Below are 19,252 nucleotides of genomic sequence, written 5' to 3'. Positions count from 1 at the left end.
CGATCGGGGGATTTTTCCTGGCAGGATTCATTCACATTTGAGACGCCCCGGTGCGGTCGATCTCCCAGCCGTTTCTTCGGCGGCCGGTTCTGACGGTCGTCTGCAGCCTGCTGATCCTTTTGGCGGGCTGCACGGCGTTGTTCGGCATGGGACTGGAGGATCTTCCGCCCCTCGCTCCCACCCGCGTGAGTGTGAGCGCCAGCTTCCCGGCGGCTTCACCGGAGGTGGTGGAGCAGAGCGTGACCCGGGTATTGGAACAACAGCTGAATGGCCTGGAAGGGGTCGAAAGCATCAGCTCAACCAGCAGGCAGGGCGGCGCCAGCATCTCGTTGCGCTTCAACGCGGGTGATCCCGAGCTGAATGCGATCAAGGTTCAGAACGAGGTGAACCTGGCCAGCCGCCGGCTGCCCCAGGCCGTGACGCGCCAGGGGCTCCAGGTGCGGCGCTCCTCGGAAGACCTGTTGATGATCCTGGGGTTCAGCCACCCGCCGGATCAATACGTCCCCACCTTTCTCACGGGCTGGCTGGACCAGACCCTTCGGGACGCGCTGCTCAGCACACCAGGCATCGGAGATGTGCGGATCTTCGGCAGCAGTGAACTCTCCTATCGCCTTTGGTTGGATCCGCAACGCCTCGAACAGACCAACCTCACCCTTGGCGATATCAGCCGAGCCCTGGCTGAACAAAACGTTTTGGCTGCCGTTGGCAGCATCGGGGCTGCCCCAGTTCCAGAGGGCCAAGTGCTGAGCCTTCCGGTGGAAGCGGAAGGACGTCTTCGCAGCCAATCGGATTTCGAGAATCTCGTCCTGCGCCGGCTCGACAACGGCGGGCTACTGCGCCTCAAGGATGTGGGACGGGTTGCCCTCGGACAGCGCAACTACGGACGCAAGGCCATGAATCTGGCTGGCGAGCGTTCGGTGGCCGTGGGCATCTACCAGCGCGATGGGGCCAATGCCCTGGAGGTGAGCAGGGCGATTAAGCGCAAGCTGAAGCAGTTGGAAGCGAGCTTTCCCCCGGGCATCGAGGTCTCAATGATCGTGGATGTGGCCGACACGGTTCAGGCCAACCTCGATCGCACCTTCATCACCTTGCGCGATGCCGTGCTGCTGGTGCTGGTGGTGCTGGTGCTGTTTCTGGGCCGTTGGCGTCTCGCCCTGATCCCTGGCCTTGCCGTGCCGGTGGCGTTGGTGGGAAGCCTCAGTCTGGTGAAACTGAGCGGTTCCAATCTCAACAGCCTGATCCTGTTTGGCCTGGTGCTGGCCACCGGGATCGTTGTGGATGACGCCATCGTCGTGAGTGAAGACATCGCCGGACGCATCGAACGGGGCACACCCCCCGAACAGGCGGCCGAAGACGCCATGGCTGAGTTGGCGACGGCCGTTGTGGCCACCTCATTGGTGCTGGCAGCCGTGTTCCTCCCCGTGCTGCTCATTCCTGGATCGATCGGACGCCTCTATCAACCGATCGCCCTGGCCATCAGCGGAGCGATCCTGTTCTCCACCCTGAATGCGCTCAGCTTCACCCCAATGGCTTACGCCAGGGTGTTGGGCCCAGGGGGCGGCCGTCTTCCGGGGGCCATCGGCAAGCTCAGCCGTTGGCTTCGGCAGGGCATGCAAACCCTGCAATCCCAATACGCGAAACAACTCGAGCACTGGCTGCAGCACAAGCAACGCATCGCCCTTGTGCTGCTGAGCGGCCTTTTCATCACGGCCTCAGGCTTGGCGGTGATGCCAACGGCGTTCATCCCAGATGACGACCAAGGCCAGATCCGCGGCTACTTCACCCTCCCCGATGGCGCCAGCCTTGAGCGCAGCGTGGCCGTGATGGACGACATCCGACGGGTCGTCAGCGAAGAGCCCCTGGTGCGCACCGGCAACTTTTATGCCGGCAGCTCCTTCGGACAAAGCGGAGAAGACCGTGGCTCGTTTTACCTGCGCCTCCAGCCACGCAAGGATCGACCTGGCAAAGAGCAGAGCAGCAACGCCATCAAACGACGTCTGAACCGAAAGATTCAGCAACGGGTTGGTGAGGCCAGGGTCGTGCTGATTACCCCACCAACCGTGCAGGGATTCAGCGGTGAATCAGGACTTTCGCTGGAACTGCTGGACCGCAGCGGAGGGCAACTCAGCCTGGAGCAATTCGGCCAAGTCGCCGACGATTTCATCCAGACGGCCAAGGCGACAGACCGGTTTGAACGGGTGAGCACCCGCTTTGATGCCAGCTTCCCCCGCTGGCGGCTGGAGCTCGACCGCGACCAACTGGCTACTCTCGATCTCGACTACGGCGCAACCCTGCGGGAGATCGGCACCGCCTTCGGCGGCCGCTACATCGATGACACCTACGACGACGGTCGCATCCGCTCGATTGTTCTGCAGCTGGAAGGCAGCGAGCGACGTCGGCCGGAAGACCTCACCGGGCTGATGGTGCGCAACCGCAGCGGTGAGCTGGTGTCGGTGGCCAGCGTGGCCAGCCTGACCCGCGAGGAGGGCGTCAACAACATTCGCCACTACGGACTCAACCGGGCCATCCGGATCACGGCCATCCCGGCGCCAACGGTGAGCAGCGGTGAAGCCATCGATGCCCTCACCCAGGCCGGCGATCGCATTGGAGGCAGCAACATCGGCCTGGCCTTCACGGGCCTGGCTTTGGAGGAACAACGGGCTGGGAAGGTGACCTGGGTGCTGTTCGCCCTTGGCGTGACGGTGGTCTATCTGCTGCTGGCCGCTCTTTACGAGAGTTTTATTGACCCGTTGATCATCCTGCTCACGGTGCCGATGGCCCTGCTCGGAGCTCTGATCGGCTTGAAATTGCGGGGCCTTCCACTGGATGTTTACGGCCAGATGGGACTCCTGGTGCTGGTGAGCCTGGCGGCCAAGAACGGAATTCTGATCGTGGAATTCGCCAACCAGCGGATGGCAGCAGGCCTGGCCCTGCGCGAGGCCGTTGTGGATGCAGCCGTGAACCGGATGCGCCCCATCCTGCTGACAGCAGTCACATCCCTGGCGGGTTTCCTGCCCCTTCTGTTTGCCCAGGGCACGGGAGCCGCCAGCAGGGTCAGCATTGGCACCGTGGTGTTCAGCGGACTGCTGGTGGCCTCGTTGCTGTCCCTGTTTGCCGTCCCTGCCGTCTATCTGATGCTGAAACGCGATCGAAGGCCCACCGCGTAGGGTGCGATCTCGATCCAAAGGTTCTGCTGCTGGAGGGAACGATGACCATCACCCCACGGGCGACAACGGCAACCAGTTCCCAGGCGCAGTTCTTCGATTACGCCTCAGCAGCCAATCCTCTGCAACAGGGGCTGATCAGCACGATCCCCTACCGCAGCTTTTCGGCCAGTTTTTTTGATCAAGCCGGAACGGCCCTGGAACCTCTTGATTTAAGTGCCGACTTGCACTGCGAAGGTCCGGCCACCGGTCCATCGCTATGCGGCAACTTCATCCGACTGGATCATGGATCCCTGCGCACCCATGCGGATGCGACCAGTCAGTTGTTCTTCGTGGCCCGAGGCCATGGACAAACTGAAGCCTGCAGTCAAGTTTTTCACTGGAGCGAGGGAGACACGTTCGTGCTTCCGGCTGGCGGTGAAGCCATTCACAGCAGCGACACCCATGCAGGCCTGTATTGGGTGCACGATGCCCCCTTGCTTCGTTATCTGGGCGTGAGCACCGTGAAACCGGTGTTCGAACCCTGCTTCTACAGCCATGAGGATGCTCGTGCGCAGTTAGATGCCATCGCCAGCAATCCCCGCGGAGCCAACGCCAATCGCGTGAGTGTGCTGTTGGGAAACAACGCCTTCCCTCAGACGCGCACCGTCACCCACACCCTCTGGGCCATGTTGGGCATCCTCCCCGCAGGCCAGGTGCAGCGGCCCCACCGACACCAGTCAATCGCCCTTGATTTTGCGGTGGCCTGCCAACCGGGTTGCTACACGATGATCGGCACCGAGCTGGATGAGAACGGAATGATCCGCAATGGGCACCGGGAAGACTGGGCAGCCGGCGCAGCCTTCGTGACCCCGCCCGGCTACTGGCACTCCCACCACAACGAATCCGGCGCCGACGCCTACGTACTGCCCATTCAAGATGCCGGCCTGCACACCTATCTGCGCACTCTCGACATTGCCTTCAGCAACAGAAGCCGGGCTGACTTAAGCAACACCCCGTAGCCAACCCAACCTCAACGGGTGAGCAATTGATGGTTCACCGAGCTGAGGGCACCGTGTTCTGAATAGCGACGTGAAATGCGCTCGAGTCGCGTTGCACTCGACAGCCAAAGCGCTTCGATGTTGAAGGGCTGGTGCGGATCAATCTGGGCCGGCGCCAGAAAAGCGCCTCCATCCGGCAAAAAGATCCAGCGATCAAGATCGCCTGCGGCAAAAAAGATGTTGTCCCCTGGCGAAGGGTGGTCGCAGCGCCAGTCACCAATCAGCTGATCTAGCTCGAGGGGCGGACGTTCCAGGGCTGAACTTCCGGCGAGGAACTCACGGATCAGCACAATCCGATCCAATTGCCCCGCACCATCCCAAAGCAGAACCAAGCGATGACGGCGTTGCTCATGCAGGAACCCGAACTCGGCATAGAGCTTGGTCCAGGTGGAGCGGTGCAGCGTCCCCCTTGAAAAACTACCGGTGCCGAAGACCCCCATGTCGGGATCCAGCCGCGTGAGGCATTGAACGATCCGCTTTTCCGGCTCGCCGGTAGGCGGTTGATGGGGAGAACTCGATCCCGCTCCCTCAGGCCAGAGCAGCAGGGTCAGATTGAGTGGCACACCGGAGGGAGCCGGTTTAAGCGTGAGCAGGGATGGCTGACGCTTGGTGCGTTGAAGTGTCCGGTCCAGGCTGTCGAACCAGCCGCGCCACTCACCAACGTTGCGCTGCAGGTGCTCCCATTCGCCCACGTTCAGCCCGATCCCGATCGAGGCCTGAGGCTAGAGAAGGCCCAGAGCAAGACGAGAACAACAACGCGGTCCAACAGAACCACTGCGAAGCACAGACAACAAAAATCCCCACCCGGAGAACCGGATGGGGACGTTTGAAACGAGGAACGACTCGTCGCGGGTTAATTCAGGAAGGAATCAACCGAATTTCCCTGAAGTCGAGGCAATCAGGAAGGCGGCGTACGTCAAGACATAGCCAACCGTGAAGTGAGCCAAGCCGACGACACGGGCCTGAACGATGGACAGTGCCACAGGCTTGTCGCGGTAACCCATCATGTTGGCGATGGGGCTGCGCTGGTGAGCCCAGACGATGGTCTCGATCAGTTCCTGCCAGTAACCCCGCCAGGAGATCAGGAACATGAAGCCGGTGGCCCAAACCAGGTGTCCGAAGAGGAACATCCAAGCCCAGACGGCGAGGTTGTTGCTGCCGAACGGGTTGTAGCCGTTGATCAACTGGGAGGAGTTGAGCCACAGGTAGTCGCGGAACCAGCCCATCAGGTAGGTGCTGGATTCGTTGAACTGGGCCACGTTGCCAGACCAGATGGCCAGGTGCTTCCAGTGCCAGTAGAAGGTCAGCCAACCCACGGTGTTCAGAGCCCAGAAGACAGCCAGGTAGAAGGCGTCCCAGGCAGAGATGTCGCAGGTGCCGCCACGGCCGGGGCCATCGCAGGGGAAGGAATAGCCGAAGTCCTTCTTGTCGGGCATCAGCTTGGAGCCGCGAGCATCCAGGGCACCCTTCACAAGGATCAGGGTGGTGGTGTGCAGACCCAGAGCAATGGCGTGGTGAACCAGGAAGTCACCAGGGCCGATGGGCAGGAACACATCGGTGTTGCCATTGATCGCGTCCAGCCAGTAGTGCTCACCAGGAATGTTCTGGGCAGCAAGGCTGGCGGAGCTGGAGGCGTTGGAGAGCAGCACGTCCATTCCGTACATGGCCTTACCAGAGGCGGCCTGAACGAATTGGGCGAAGACGGGCTCAACCAGGATCTGCTTCTCGGGGGTACCGAAGGCAACAACCACGTCGTTGTGGACGTAGAGGCCGAGGGTGTGGAAACCGAGGAACAGGGAGACCCAGCTCAGGTGGCTGATGATCGCTTCCTTGTGCTCGAGCATCCGGGCCAGGACGTTGTCCTTGTTGGCTTCGGGGTCATAGTCACGGATGAAGAAGATCGCACCGTGGGCGAAGGCACCACACATCAGCGCGATGGCGATGTACTGGTGGTGGGTGTACAGGGCTGCCTGAGTCGTGTAGTCCTTCGCGATGAAGGCGTACGACGGCATCGAGTACATGTGCTGCGCCACAAGGCTGGTGACCACGCCGAGGGAGGCGAGAGCCAGACCGAGCTGGAAATGCAGGCTGTTGTTGATGGTGTCGTAGAGACCCCTGTGGCCAGCGCCGAGGTCACCGGGGGTGCCCTGCGGGGGGTTGTGGGTTTCGAGGATCTCCTTGATGGAGTGACCGATACCGAAGTTGGTCCGGTACATGTGGCCGGCGATCACGAAGAGGCAACCGATAGCCAAGTGGTGGTGGGCGATGTCCGTCAGCCAGAGGGCTTCTGTCTGAGGGTGGAAACCACCGAGGAAGGTGAGGATGGCGGTGCCGGCACCTTCGGAACTACCGAAGACCTGATTCAGAGAATCGGGGTTTTCGGCGTACACACCCCAGTTGCCGGTGAAGAAGGGGCCAAGACCAGCGGGGTGAGGCAGAACGTTGAGGAAGTTGTCCCAACCAACGTGCTGGCCGCGTGCTTCGGGGATCGCAACGTGAACCAGGTGACCGGTCCAGGCGATGGAGCTGAAGCCGAAGAGGACAGCGAGGTGGTGGTTCAGACGCGATTCAGCGTTTTTGAACCAGGCAAGGGAGGGACGGAACTTGGGCTGCAGGTGCAACCAGCCGGCGAAGAGGGCCCAAGCCGACAGGATCATCATGAAGATGGAACCCTGATACAGCTCGGCATTCGTCTTCATGCCGATTGTGTAGAACCAGTGATAAAGGCCTGAGTAGGCGATGTTCACCGGGGAGGAAGCACCCGCTTGGGTGAAGGCGTCAATGGCGCCTTGACCGAAGTGGGGATCCCAGATTGCGTGAGCGATAGGGCGCACGTGCAGGGGGTCGGCGACCCACTGCTCGAAGTTGCCCTGCCAGGCGATGTGGAACAGGTTTCCCGAAACCCACAGGCCGATGATCGCGAGGTGACCGAAATGGGTGGAGAAGAGCTTCTGGTAGAGGCGCTCCTCCGTCATTCCGTCATGGCTCTCGAAGTCGTGAGCCGTGGCGATCCCGTACCAAATACGGCGGGTTGTCGGGTCCTGGGCCAGACCCTGGCTGAACGAAGGGAATTTCGTTGCCATTAGAGGGAGAGGTCAGGTGAGGTCAGCCGACCACAAGAATGTGGGCGTGGAAGAAGGCCCACGTGGTCGCAATTCCGCCCAAGAGGTAATGGGCAACACCCACGGCACGGCCTTGGATGATGGAAAGAGCACGGGGCTGGATGGCGGGAGCCACCTTCAGCTTGTTGTGAGCCCAGACGATGGACTCGATCAGTTCCTGCCAGTAGCCGCGGCCACTGAAGAGGAACATCAGGCTGAAGGCGAACACGAAGTGAGCGCCGAGGAACATGATTCCGTAGGCGGCCGTGTTCGAGCCATAGCTGTTGATCACCTGAACGGCCTGAGCCCACAGGAAGTCACGCAGCCAGCCATTGATGGTGATGGCGCTTTGGGCAAAGTTGCCGTTGGTGATGTGCGCGACGGAACCGTCGGCATTCACCGTTCCCCAGATGTCGCTCTGCATCTTCCAGGAGAAGTGGAAGATCACAACAGACAGGGAGTTGTACATCCAGAACAGGCCCAGGAACACGTGGTCCCAAGCAGAAACCTGGCAGGTGCCACCACGACCAGGACCATCGCAGGAGAAGCGGAAGCCCAGGTTGGCCTTATCAGGGATGAGGCGGGAGCTACGGGCATACAGGACACCCTTCAGCAGGATCAGCACCGTCACGTGAATCGTGAAGGCGTGGATGTGGTGAACCATGAAGTCGGCGGTGCCGAGCGGCATGGGAGCAGCGGCAACCTTGCCGCCGACGGCGACAACAGAACCGTTGAACACTTCACTCACACCCGCGAGGGCGTTGGGAGCTGTGCTGCCAGCAGCTGCGGCGTGCACGTTCTGAATCCACTGAGCAAAAATCGGCTGAATAGAGATCGCCGAATCGCTGAACATGTCCTGGGGACGACCCAGGGCACGCATGGTGTCGTTGTGGATGTACAGGCCGAAGCTATGGGCTCCGAGCCAGATGCAGACCCAGTTGAGGTGACTAATGATGGCGTCGCGAGCCTTGAGCACCCGATCCAGCACGTTGTCGATGTGCTTGGCGGGGTCGTAATCGCGAACCATGGCGATGGCGGCATGAGCGCCGGCACCAACGATCAGGAAGCCGCCGATCCAGATGTGGTGGGTGAAGAGCCCGATCTGGGTGGGGTAATCGATCGCTTGGTACGGATACGGAGGCATCGCGTACATGTGCTGAGCAACGATGATGCTCACTGAACCGCCGATGGCGAGGTTGACCGCCAGCTGGGCATGCCAGGAATTGGTCATGAAGTCGTAAAGACCGTCGTGACCGTTGGTGGCAGGGAACAGCAGGGGATCACCCTTCTGACCTTCGTGGATCTCCTTGATGGAGTGACCGATGCCCCAGTTGGTCCGGTACATGTGACCGGCAACGATGAACATCACGGCAATCGCCACATGGTGATGGGCGATGTCGGTCATCCAGAGGCTTCCCGTAACAGGATTCAAACCACCCTTGAAGGTGAGGAAATCGCTGTAGGCAGCCCAGTTGCCGGAGAAGAAGGCACCGACACCAGCACTGAAGCCGGGATACAGCTGCGCCAGCAGGTCCTGATTGAAGAACTCGTGGGGCAGCGGAATGTCTGCAGCCGAAGCGATGGTCTTGCCATTCAGCACCAGCGGTTGGCCGGCGTCGATGGCATCCATCAACTTGGTGACAGGGGCAGACACGTGGATGACGTGACCAGCCCAGGACAGTGAACCGAGACCCAGCAGACCTGCCAGGTGGTGGTTCAGCATCGACTCAACGTTCTGGAACCACTCCAGCTTCGGCGCAGCCTTGTGGTAGTGGAAAACACCGGCGTTGAGCATGAGGCCGGCCATCACCAGGGCACCGATGGCCAGAGCCATGAGCTGGGTTTCGCTGGTGATGCCCCAGGCCCGCCACATCTGGAAGAGGCCTGAAGTGATTTGGATGCCTTGGAAACCGGCACCCATGTCGCCGTTGAGGACTTCTTGGCCGAAGACGGCCCAGACCTGCTGGGCGCTTGGCTTCACATGGGTGGGGTCAGCAAGCCAACCGGAATAGTTGGAGAAGCGGGCGCCATGGAAGAAGGCACCGCTGAGCCAGATGAAGATGACGGCCAGATGGCCGAAATGGGCGGAGAAGATCCGCCGAGAGACCTCTTGAAGGTCGCTCGTGTGAGCGTCGAAGTCGTGAGCGTTGGCGTGAAGGTTCCAAACCCAGGTGGTGGTTTTGGGACCTTTCGCGAGAGCTCGGTCGAAGTGTCCGGGCTTGCCGAACAGCTCGAAGGTTGCTGGATTGTCAACCTTCTCGACCTGGCTTTTCGCGTCACTCCCACGCTCAGGTGGGCTGATGGTCATCGAGTCGTTCCTCGAGGGACGGGTTTCGAGGTGGTGGGCCACCCCTCCGAAGGGCCGAAGCCAATCGGGGCCCCGAACAAGGATTCGCAAGGAATCGGCGTTCGGGCGTCAGTACTGCAAAGGGGTCGAAACCCCTCGCCTGCACTGAAGCTGGGGCCCCAAAGAGGGGACCGCTGGCGGAAGCATAGGGGCGGAGAAGGGGGTTAAAGGGCCCTGAGTTACAAAGGTTCAATCCCGTGGCGAGCCAGTCAGCGACAGGCGTCTGCAGAAGGCTGAGAATCAGCGAAACAACAAAGATCTCAGGCAGTAAGCAATACAATTTCACGCATATTTCCTTCCTAAATAACTAAAACTCTGCCGCTGAAGGGCGGATTGTTCAGAATGATCGGATCTGTTCATGCCCGATGCGTCGCCCTGGCCTGAAGTCGATATGGGCTGTTCTGCTGGCAGCAGTGCTGCTTCTTGGTGCCGGCTTACCTGTTCATGCGCGCCCTGGATTCTTTAATCGCGATGCAGGGTCCGCTGCCAAACCGCTGCCGAGTTCAGCCCCCAGCGGGAAGCTCCAGGAAGTGGCTCCTCCAGGGGCAGTGCAACAGCTGCGCCAGAACCTGCAACAGCACCGCCCCTCCCTGCGGCTGATCGATCCAAGCAACGACAGCATCGTTTCTTCTGACGCCCTTGAGCTGCGTTTCGAAATCGACGACTGGCCCCTCAGCAGCGACCCCGAATTGGGCCTGGGGCCCCATGTGGTGCTCCAAATCGACAACCGCGCTCCCCTACGTCTGAGCGAAAGCGATGGAAACCGCCTGAAGGTCCGCATCAGTGACCTGGAGGCGGGCAGTCACCGGTTCAGCGCCTGGGCCGCTTACCCCTGGGGAGAAGCCGTTCAAGCACCGGGGGCCTCAGTCCAGGGACGCGTGCACCTCTGGCAAAAACTGCAGGGCACACAACCCGAACGTGATGCCCCCTGGCTGGTCCCTGTCTCACCAGCCGGAGAGCAGGGCCTGCAACCCCTGTTGGTGGATTGGCTGATCTGGAATGCTCCGCTGCAAAACCTGCGGGAGGGCGATGGACGCTGGCGACTCCGCATCAGCATTGATGGGGACAGCTTTTTGGTTGATCACCAGGAAGCCCTTTGGCTCAAAGGATCGAACGGCTCAGGCAGCCATGACATTCAGATGGAACTGCTGAATGGGCTGGGCGAGCCGATCACACCGGTCTTCAACAACCAGCTGATTCATCTGAAAGCCGCATCCAGTGCCAAGCCGGGCTGGATGCGCCCACGCCTCACCGAAAGCCAGCTCGCGCGCCTGAGCGGCTCCCCTGAGCCTGACGTTCTGGAGGTGGTCGAATCCTCGCCAGAGCCTCCTCAAAAGACTGAGGAGAAACAACCAGAGAAGGCAGAACAGCCCCGAGACCTTCCTCAGGCTGAGCTCAAAGCAGAGGTCGTCGTCAAGGACGAGGTTGAAACCAAACCCGAGGCCACCCCCGAGCCCGCGGCACCAGAGGAAAACGAAGAGCAGGATCCTGAGCCAGCCCTCATTGAACAGCAGCTTGCTGAGCGGCCACCTGCTGAACACCCATCCAAATCAGAAGCTGCGCGGCCCACTCCTCCCACTCCCGCCCCGGGTGAGCCAGCGGAGCCTCAGCAGCCAGCCGACGAGGAACCCAAGCTGAAGCCAAGCAGCAGCCTGGGAGGATCAGCCCGTGAGTTGCTCAACAGCGATGGGCGCTTGCGCAAGCCCTGATCCGGATTTCCTGCCCTGAACCCCACATCTGCCGCTCCCGCTCTGGGCCTAGGACTGAGCCCCAGCGCCATGCCGCTGTTAGAGCGTTTGCTGCTGCGCGGCCACATCGACCGGATCAAGCCAGTCGATCAAGACCTCAGCATCGCCCTTGATGGGCACTGGACGGCAGAGAACGTTGTTTTGTTCGTGGGCGCCGTGGGAGCAGTGACGCGCCTGATTGCAGCTCGGATCCAAGGCAAGGAGAAGGATCCGGCCGTACTGGTGCTTGACCCGAAAGGAGAATTCATCATTCCGCTGTTGGGAGGCCATTCCGCAGGCGCCGAACAACGCGCCCGGGAAATCGCGATGGATCTCGGCGGGCAGGCGGTGATCACGGGTGCCTGCGCCCATGAAGGACGTCTCCCCCTGGATGCCTTTGGGGAGGGCTGGGGCTGGAGACGCAGCGGATCAGTGGCCCATTGGCGCGATCTGATGGTGCGGCAATCCCAGGGATCCAGCATCAGCATTCACCAGAGCAGTGGATCCACCGCCTGGCAAGGCCCTGAAGGCCATCCCTTGCTGCACAACATCGATCCCAAGGATGTGCCAGACGCCGCTGATCTCGTGATCGGAGCGCGCCGTCAGGGTGATTGCCAGTGGCATCCAGCAACGCTCTGGATCGGCATCGGCTGTGAACGCAACACCAGTGTTTCGCTGGTGGAGAAGGCCATTGCGGATGCCTTGGCAACAGCAGGACTGGCGGAGGAGGCTGTCGCCGGCATCGCCAGCGCAGCGCGGAAAGCCGATGAACCGGCCCTGCAAGAGCTAAGCCGCACCAGGGCATGGCCGTTCCGAACCTTTGCGGAGCACGCTCTTGCATCCATCGACGTGCCAAACCCCTCCGAAGTCGTGCGCATGGAAATGGGAACCGCATCGGTAGCGGAAGCAGCGGCCTTGCTGGCTGCGGGTGAACAAGGTCATCTGATCCAGCCCAAGCGAATCAGCCATCCGGAAATAGGGGAGCAGGGTGCCGTGACCGTGGCCATTGCCGAGGCCGCCATCCCCCACGCTCCAGAGAGGGGCGAGCTGCATCTGGTGGGGAGCGGCCCAGGGGATCTGTCCCTGCTCAGCGGAGACGCCAAAGCAGCCCTTTCTCGTTGCTGCGCCTGGGTTGGTTACAGCCTCTACCTCGATCTTCTGGAGCCCCTGCGCCGCCCGGATCAGATCCGATTCGATGGCCAGCTCACCCGGGAATGGGACCGCTGTGCCGAAGCGCTGCGCTTGGCCCAACAAGGGGCCAAGGTTGCTCTGATCTCCTCCGGCGACAGCGGGATCTACGGCATGGCGGGATTGGCCCTGGAGCTGCTGCTCCAGCAACCCGAGCAGGAGCGGCCCAGCTTCGCGGTGCATCCCGGCATATCAGCTTTCCAGGTGGCCGCCGCCCGGGCCGGAGCGCCACTGATGCATGACTTCTGCTGCGTGAGCCTCAGCGATCGCCTCACGCCATGGGCCGTGATCGAAAAACGACTGGAGGCCGCCGCCGCTGGAGATTTTGTGCTCGCTCTGTACAACCCACGCTCCAAGGGCCGGGACTGGCAGCTGGGACAGGCCAAGGGAATCCTGCTGAAACACCGTCCCCCCACAACCCCGGTGACGCTCGCGCGGCAGCTGGGCCGCGCTGAGGAATCCCGTGAGCTCACGAGCCTTGAGCGCTTGAAGCCGGAGTCCGTGGACATGCTCACGCTGGTTCTGATCGGGAACAGCAGCAGCCGTGCAGAGGATGGCTGGATGGTGACGCCGCGGGGCTACCCCGGGGCGAGTCTCCAATGAGCGCCAGATCTTTTTCGGCCTAGCTCAGGCCTCCATCAAGTCCAGGCAGTGCCATGCAAACCAAGAATCGGGATGACAGGATTCGAACCTGCGGCCCCTTCGTCCCGAACGAAGTGCGCTACCAAACTGCGCCACATCCCGGCACCGCAATCCTAAAAGATCGCAGTGAAGCGAAATCCAGGCGGATCTCAGCAGCGACTAGGGTCATGGATTGAAGATGCTTCGCCGTGCTCAAGCCGGAGTGGTTGCGCGTTAAGGCTCCGCAGCGCGAGCGAATCGGCGCCGTGGCCGACCTGCTGCTGGACTTGAACCTGAACACGGTCTGCCAGGAGGCCAGCTGCCCCAACATCGGCGAATGCTTTGCAGGCGGCACCGCCACGTTTTTGATCATGGGGCCCGGCTGCACCCGCGCCTGCCCCTACTGCGACATCGACTTCGACAAGAGCGTGCGCGAGCTCGATCCCACCGAGCCGCAACGGCTTGGGGAGGCAGTGGCCCGTCTCGGCCTGAAACACGTGGTGATCACCTCAGTGAACCGCGACGATCTCACCGATGGTGGAGCGTCCCAGTTCGTGGCCTGCATCGAACAGGTGAAGCAACGCTCACCGCTCACCACGATTGAGCTGCTGATCCCCGACTTCTGCGGCAACTGGGATGCCCTGGCAACGGTGATGGCCGCCGCCCCCCACGTGCTGAACCACAACATTGAAACGGTGCCGCGGATGTACCGCCTGGCCCGGCCCCAGGGCATCTATGAACGCTCCCTCGAGCTACTGCAACGGGTGCGGGACCAATGGCCCAAGGCCTACAGCAAGTCGGGCCTGATGGTGGGGCTCGGAGAAACCGATGAAGAGGTGATCGAGACGCTCCGGGATCTGCGCAAACACAAGGTCGACATCGTCACCATCGGTCAGTACCTCTCACCTGGCCCCAAGCACCTGGCCGTCGACCGCTTTGTCACCCCGGAGCAATTCGAGACCTACAGAACCGTGGGCGAAAAGGAGCTGGGCTTCCTCCAGGTGGTCAGCACACCACTCACCCGCAGCAGTTACCACGCCGGCGAAGTGCAACGGCTCATGGCCAGCCATCCCCGCTGACGGGGATCCATTCCTGCACCTGCCAGTCCACGAGGCCATCGCGGATCATCGGGTCGTTCTGCACCCACGCCAGGGCATCGGCATAGGACGACGCTTCAAAGATCAACAAACCCCCGCCTCCCGGACGCCGATCGCCATCCACCAGGTAGCCGCTGCGTAGACGGCGGCCTGCTGCAGCTTCCTCTAAAACCCAATGGCGGTGAGCCTCCAGGGTGGGTCGCCGCTGCTCAACGGAGAGGGCAGCGGCGACGGCCGTGAAGGTTTCGGTCTTGACGAACCAGGCCACGGACTGGGGACGGCGCTAGGCCGCCACAGCCTGCTTGTCAGCCAATCCCATCGCCTCCCGCTCACTGGGGGGGACCAACACCTTGAAGCGACCCTTCGCCGCAGACCAATCGGCCAGGAGAGCAGCAGCCTTCTCACTTCCCGTGAGCGCCACATGCCGTTCCAGCAGACCCTTCAGCAGCGACTCCTGCTCATGGGTGGTGATGGTGCAGACCTCCACAATCTCCGGGTTCACCCGAGGAGCGACACGCCCCTCCTCATCGAGAAGGAAGGTCACACCACCGGTCATGCCAGCGCCGACATTGCGGCCGGTGCTGCCAAGAACAACGACGACGCCACCGGTCATGTACTCACAGCAGTGGTCACCAGCTCCCTCCACAACCGTGCGGGCACCGCTGTTGCGAACACCGAAGCGCTCGCCAGCCCGGCCATGGGCAAACAACTCACCGCCGGTGGCCCCGTAGAGACAGGTGTTGCCGAGGATCACCTGATCCCCTGGAGAAGCACAACCGTCTGATGGCACCAGGGTGATGCAACCACTGTTCATTCCCTTGCCCACATAGTCGTTGGCCTCGCCTTCCAGACGAACCTGCATGCCCTGCACCAGGAAGGCCCCGAAGCTCTGGCCTGCAGCACCCCGGAAGGTGAGATCGAGCTGTCCCTTGAAGCCGCGGTTGCCATGGCGCTGGGCGATTTCACCGGCCAGACGGGCACAGACACTGCGATCGGTGTTGATGATCTCGATGCTGCGGCTGATGGAACCGTGGTTCTCCAAGGCAGCCATCAGCTCAGCGTCAGCCAGGAGCTGATCCTCAAGGATCGGTCCATTGCCATGGGCCTGGTCGCTGTGGCGCAGCCAGGAGCGATCTTCGGCACCGCTGATCGGGGCCAGCAGGCTGGAGAGATCCACACCCTTGGTCTTGGCCAGATCAACCGAGCGGGCCTGGAGCAGATCGGTGCGACCGATCAGCTCCTCGAGGCGGGTGACGCCGAGCAGGCTCATCAGCTGACGCACTTCCTCGGCGACGTACCAGAAGAAATTGACGACGTGCTCAGGAATGCCGGTGAAGCGCTTGCGCAGGTTCTCCTTCTGCGTGGCCACACCCACAGGGCAATTGTTGGTGTGACAAACGCGAGCCATGACGCAGCCCTCGGCGATCATCGCGATCGAGCCAAAGCCGTATTCCTCCGCCCCCAGCAAGGCAGCGATCACCACATCCCAGCCTGTTTTCAGGCCTCCATCGGCGCGCAGCAGAACCCGATCGCGCAGACCGTTCTCCACCAGGGAACGATGCACCTCGGTGAGGCCCAATTCCCAGGGGCTACCGGCGTGCTTGATCGAACTCAGGGGGGATGCACCGGTGCCACCGTCGTGACCGGAGATCTGGATCACATCGGCGTTGGCCTTGGCCACACCCGCCGCGATGGTGCCAATCCCGATCTCAGCCACCAGCTTCACGCTCACGGGGGCAGCGGGGTGCACCTGATGCAGGTCATGGATCAACTGCGCCAGGTCTTCAATCGAATAGATGTCGTGGTGTGGCGGCGGTGAAATCAAGGCGACACCTGGCTTGCTGTTGCGCAACCAGGCGATGTACTTGTCGACCTTGGGCCCTGGCAGCTGACCGCCTTCACCGGGCTTGGCGCCCTGGGCCACCTTGATCTCCAGCTGCTTACCGCTGCGCAGGTATTCCGCCGTCACACCGAAACGGCCTGAAGCCACCTGCTTGATTGCCGAGCAGGCGGTGTCCCCATTGCGCAAACCACCAATGCTGGGGAATGAAGCGGAACGGCCCTCGCCATCCACATCCTTGAGGATCTGGAAGCGGGCAGGGTCTTCGCCGCCTTCACCGCTGTTGCTCTTGCCCCCGATGCGATTCATCGCCACGGCCAACACTTCATGGGCTTCGCGGGACAAAGCGCCCAGGCTCATGCCACCCGTGCAGAAGCGGGTGCAGATGCACTCGACGCTCTCCACCTGATCCAGGGGCACTGGGGTGGGAGCCAACTTGAACTCCAGCAGGTCCCGCAGGGCCATCACCGGTCGGTTCTCCAACAGGGTCTGGTAGGTGGAGAAATGGTCGTAACCAGGGCCCTGAGCCACCGCCTTGTGCAGCGCCTTCGAGAGCTCGGGATTGTTGCGGTGGTACTCAGCACCACTGCGGTACTGAACAAAACCCATGAATTCGAGCTTGCTGCGGTTGAGCTCAGGGAAAGCCTTGGCGTGCATCGAGAGGGTTTCGTTCGCCAGCTCAGCCAAGGTCATCCCGGCAACACGGCTGGTCGTTCCGGTGAAGGCGGTCTCCACCACATCCGCTCCCAGGCCGATCGCTTCAAAGATCTGAGCGCCGTGGTAGCTGGCCAGCAATGAAATTCCGATCTTGGAGAGGATCTTGCGCAGGCCGTTCTCCAGCGACTCGCGAACGTTGGCCTGGGCTTGATTGGCATCCAGGGCGGGCAACTTGCCCTGTTCGATCCGCTTCTTGGTCTTGGGGTGATCCAGCCAGTGGCGGGTGGTCTCCCAGGTGAGCCAGGGGCAGACGGCACTGGCGCCATAACCAATCAGGCAGGCCATGTGATGGGTGCTCCAGCACTGGGCCGTATCCACCACCAGAGAGCACTGCAGCCGCAGCTTCTGACGCAGCAGATGGTGATGAACAGCACCCACGGCCAGCAAGGCCGGCATCGCCACCGTTGTGGGGGTCAGCGGGGCAGCCGCCCCTGTGCCATCGACCCGGTCGGACAGCACCAGAACTTGTGCACCGTCACGCACCGCCTGTTCGGCAACGTTGCTCAGCGCCGCGAGGGCCTGTTGCAGGCCTCCCGCACACGACTCCACAGCCACCTGGGTGGAGACCGTCTTGACAGGCAAACCCTGCTCACCGATGGCCGCCAGTTCCGCCTCGTTCAAAACGGGCGTCTCCAGATGGATGACGGAGGCAGCTTCCGGCTGGGGCTTCAGGGCGGGCCGGCGCTCACCCAGGTGCATCTCCAGGCTCATCACCAGCTTTTCCCTCAGGGGATCGATCGGAGGGTTGGTGACCTGGGCGAAACGCTGCTTGAAGTAGTCGTAAAGCAGGTGGGGCTTGTCGGAGAGCACCGCCAGGGGGATGTCATCGCCCATGCAGTAGGTCGGCTCCTTGCCGAGGGCAGCCATGTCCTCGATGATCAAATCGAAGTCTTCGGCGGTGAACCCCATCGCGGTCTGCAACCGCAGCAGATCGAGTTCACCCACCTGCCGGTCCTGGGTCCAGGGCTGGGGGGCCACGCCGTGGCGATGCTTCTGCAGCCAATCGGCATAGGGGAAGCGCTGCGCCGCGTCTTCCTTCACCGACCAGTTGTCGAGCAACTCGCCGCGTTCAAGATCAACGGCCACCATCTGACCCGGGCCAAGACGACCTTTCTGAACAATCGTCTTGCCGCTGAGATCCACCACGCCGGTCTCCGATCCCATGATCACGAAGCCGTCAGCGGTGATGCACCAACGCGCCGGACGCAGCCCGTTGCGATCGAGCGTTGCACCCACTCGCTTGCCGTCGGCGAACACCAACAAGGCCGGGCCGTCCCAGGGTTCCTGAATGCCCGCGTTGAATTCATACATCGCCGTCACATCGGGACGGCTGTCGAGATCGGGCTGATTGCGAAACGCTTCGGGCACCAGTGTGATCAGGCTGTCGGTGATCGACCGCCCACTGCGCACCATCAATTCCAGAGTGGCGTCCAGGTTGGCGGAATCGCTGAAGGCGGGGTTCACCACCGGAATCAGGTCATCAGCCGCCTCACCCCAGACGTTCTCGAGGCTGGCTTCTGAAGCCTTGGCCCAGTTGAGGTTGCCCAGCAGCGTGTTGATTTCGCCGTTGTGCCCCAGAAGCCGCATCGGCTGAGCCAGGGGCCAACGCGGCAGGGTGTTGGTGCTGAAACGGCGGTGATACACCGCAAAACTCACCTCAAATCGTGGGTCCTGCAGGTCGGCGTAAAACTGCGCCAGCACCTCGGATCGCACCATTCCCTTGTAAACAACGGTCCGGCTGCTCAGGGAGGCGACATAAACGTCCTGGGCCACCTCAGCACCCAGAGCGGCCCGCACACGGGCACCGATACGGCGCCGCAACCGCAGCAGCTGGCCATCAAAGCTTGCGTCGTCGGCATCACCATTCAGCACCCACTGCTCGATCACGGGGGCTGTGGCACGAGCCAAAGGCCCGAGAACCGCAGGGTCGACAGGCACCGTTCGCCACCCCAGAGGCTGCAAGCCAAGGGCTTTGGCCTCTTCATCACACAGGCCCCGAACCTCAGCACGACGGCTGGCATCGGTCGGCATGAACATCATGCCGAGGCCCCGTGCTGCAGCCGCCTCGGGCCAGACGGCTTTCAGATACGACCAGGGAATTTCACACAACACCCCCGCGCCGTCTCCGGAGTCGCCATCTCCCCCGCAACCGCCACGGTGCTCCATGCATCCCAGACCACGCAGGGCCTGCTTCAGCACCCAGTGACTGGCCTGCCCCTGGAGCTGAGCCAGGAAACCAACGCCACACGCATCCTTCTCGCCCGCAACAACCTCGGGTGCAGGGCTGTCGCAGTAAGGCCAGACAGCGGAACGGATGGCGTCAGACATAGGGAACTCAACCGGACGATCGCATGGGCCTGCAGCTTCGAGCTCTGCAGAATCCATCTCGAGGGACGATCCTAGGCAGGCG

The 19,252-nt window shown here is 62.0% G+C and carries 10 protein-coding genes and 1 tRNA gene; 5 read left to right on the top strand and 6 right to left on the bottom strand.

Going from position 1 to position 19,252, the window contains the following annotated elements; all coding sequences use genetic code 11:
• Positions 1–50 precede the first annotated feature (50 nt).
• Together DXY03_RS10990 and DXY03_RS10985 are read left to right on the top strand one after the other, a co-directional pair.
• A complete protein-coding gene (locus tag DXY03_RS10990; RefSeq protein ID WP_115010454.1) occupies positions 51–3,167 on the top strand; it encodes an efflux RND transporter permease subunit in 3,117 nt (1,038 codons plus the stop codon).
• Between the two features lie 41 nt (positions 3,168–3,208).
• Entirely contained in the window at positions 3,209–4,165 is a 957-nt protein-coding gene (locus tag DXY03_RS10985; protein ID WP_115010453.1) for a cupin, read from the top strand.
• An 11-nt stretch (positions 4,166–4,176) separates the two neighbouring features.
• On the opposite strand, the gene DXY03_RS10980 is transcribed toward DXY03_RS10985, so the two are convergent.
• The 3 genes from DXY03_RS10980 to psaA all read right to left on the bottom strand — a co-directional run bounded on the left by DXY03_RS10980 (position 4,177) and on the right by psaA (position 9,613).
• Entirely contained in the window at positions 4,177–4,896 is a 720-nt protein-coding gene (locus tag DXY03_RS10980) for a DUF3598 family protein (protein WP_244272446.1), read from the bottom strand.
• Positions 4,897–5,073: 177 nt separating this feature from the next.
• Positions 5,074–7,287 (bottom strand): photosystem I core protein PsaB, encoded by a 2,214-nt coding sequence (gene psaB / locus DXY03_RS10975; protein WP_115010451.1) that lies wholly within the window; start codon positions 7,285–7,287, stop codon positions 5,074–5,076.
• 22 nt (positions 7,288–7,309) lie between these two features.
• The gene (psaA, locus tag DXY03_RS10970; protein ID WP_115010450.1) at positions 7,310–9,613 is read right to left on the bottom strand and encodes a photosystem I core protein PsaA; all 2,304 of its coding nucleotides are present in this window, start codon (positions 9,611–9,613) and stop codon (positions 7,310–7,312) included.
• A 404-nt stretch (positions 9,614–10,017) separates the two neighbouring features.
• Between psaA and DXY03_RS10965 the strand changes: the two genes are divergently transcribed.
• Both DXY03_RS10965 and cobJ read left to right on the top strand, forming a co-directional pair.
• Positions 10,018–11,361, top strand: a complete 1,344-nt coding sequence (locus tag DXY03_RS10965) for a hypothetical protein (RefSeq protein WP_115010449.1) — start codon at positions 10,018–10,020, stop codon at positions 11,359–11,361.
• 69 nt (positions 11,362–11,430) lie between these two features.
• A complete protein-coding gene (gene cobJ / locus DXY03_RS10960) occupies positions 11,431–13,170 on the top strand; it encodes a precorrin-3B C(17)-methyltransferase (protein ID WP_115010448.1) in 1,740 nt (579 codons plus the stop codon).
• Positions 13,171–13,237: 67 nt separating this feature from the next.
• On the opposite strand, the gene DXY03_RS10955 is transcribed toward cobJ, so the two are convergent.
• Positions 13,238–13,311 (bottom strand) — tRNA-Pro (locus DXY03_RS10955).
• Between the two features lie 86 nt (positions 13,312–13,397).
• Between DXY03_RS10955 and lipA the strand changes: the two genes are divergently transcribed.
• On the top strand, positions 13,398–14,267 hold the full coding sequence (lipA, locus tag DXY03_RS10950; protein WP_115010447.1) for a lipoyl synthase: 870 nt from the start codon (positions 13,398–13,400) through the stop codon (positions 14,265–14,267).
• On the opposite strand, the gene DXY03_RS10945 is transcribed toward lipA, so the two are convergent.
• Both DXY03_RS10945 and gltB read right to left on the bottom strand, forming a co-directional pair.
• Positions 14,245–14,553 carry a YciI family protein gene (locus DXY03_RS10945; RefSeq protein ID WP_115010446.1) on the bottom strand — a complete coding sequence of 103 codons (309 nt, stop codon included), beginning with the start codon at positions 14,551–14,553 and terminating at the stop codon, positions 14,245–14,247. The genes lipA and DXY03_RS10945 overlap by 23 nt on opposite strands.
• A gap of 15 nt (positions 14,554–14,568) precedes the next feature.
• Entirely contained in the window at positions 14,569–19,170 is a 4,602-nt protein-coding gene (gene gltB, locus DXY03_RS10940) for a glutamate synthase large subunit (RefSeq protein ID WP_115010445.1), read from the bottom strand.
• Positions 19,171–19,252 lie beyond the last annotated feature (82 nt).

The organism is Synechococcus sp. N5 (assembly GCF_900473925.1).
Taxonomy (GTDB): domain Bacteria; phylum Cyanobacteriota; class Cyanobacteriia; order PCC-6307; family Cyanobiaceae; genus Parasynechococcus.
This window is presented reverse-complemented; position numbering and strand designations above follow the sequence as displayed.

What these genes read in the sequence shown, in the direction of transcription:
- DXY03_RS10965 (WP_115010449.1), top strand. Translation starts at nt 10,018, where the DNA reads ATGCGTCGCCCTGGCCTGAAGTCGATATGGGCTGTTCTGCTGGCAGCA.
- psaA (WP_115010450.1), bottom strand. Translation starts at nt 9,613, where the DNA reads ATGACCATCAGCCCACCTGAGCGTGGGAGTGACGCGAAAAGCCAGGTC.
- DXY03_RS10985 (WP_115010453.1), top strand. Translation starts at nt 3,209, where the DNA reads ATGACCATCACCCCACGGGCGACAACGGCAACCAGTTCCCAGGCGCAG.
- psaB (WP_115010451.1), bottom strand. Translation starts at nt 7,287, where the DNA reads ATGGCAACGAAATTCCCTTCGTTCAGCCAGGGTCTGGCCCAGGACCCG.
- gltB (WP_115010445.1), bottom strand. Translation starts at nt 19,170, where the DNA reads ATGTCTGACGCCATCCGTTCCGCTGTCTGGCCTTACTGCGACAGCCCT.
- cobJ (WP_115010448.1), top strand. Translation starts at nt 11,431, where the DNA reads ATGCCGCTGTTAGAGCGTTTGCTGCTGCGCGGCCACATCGACCGGATC.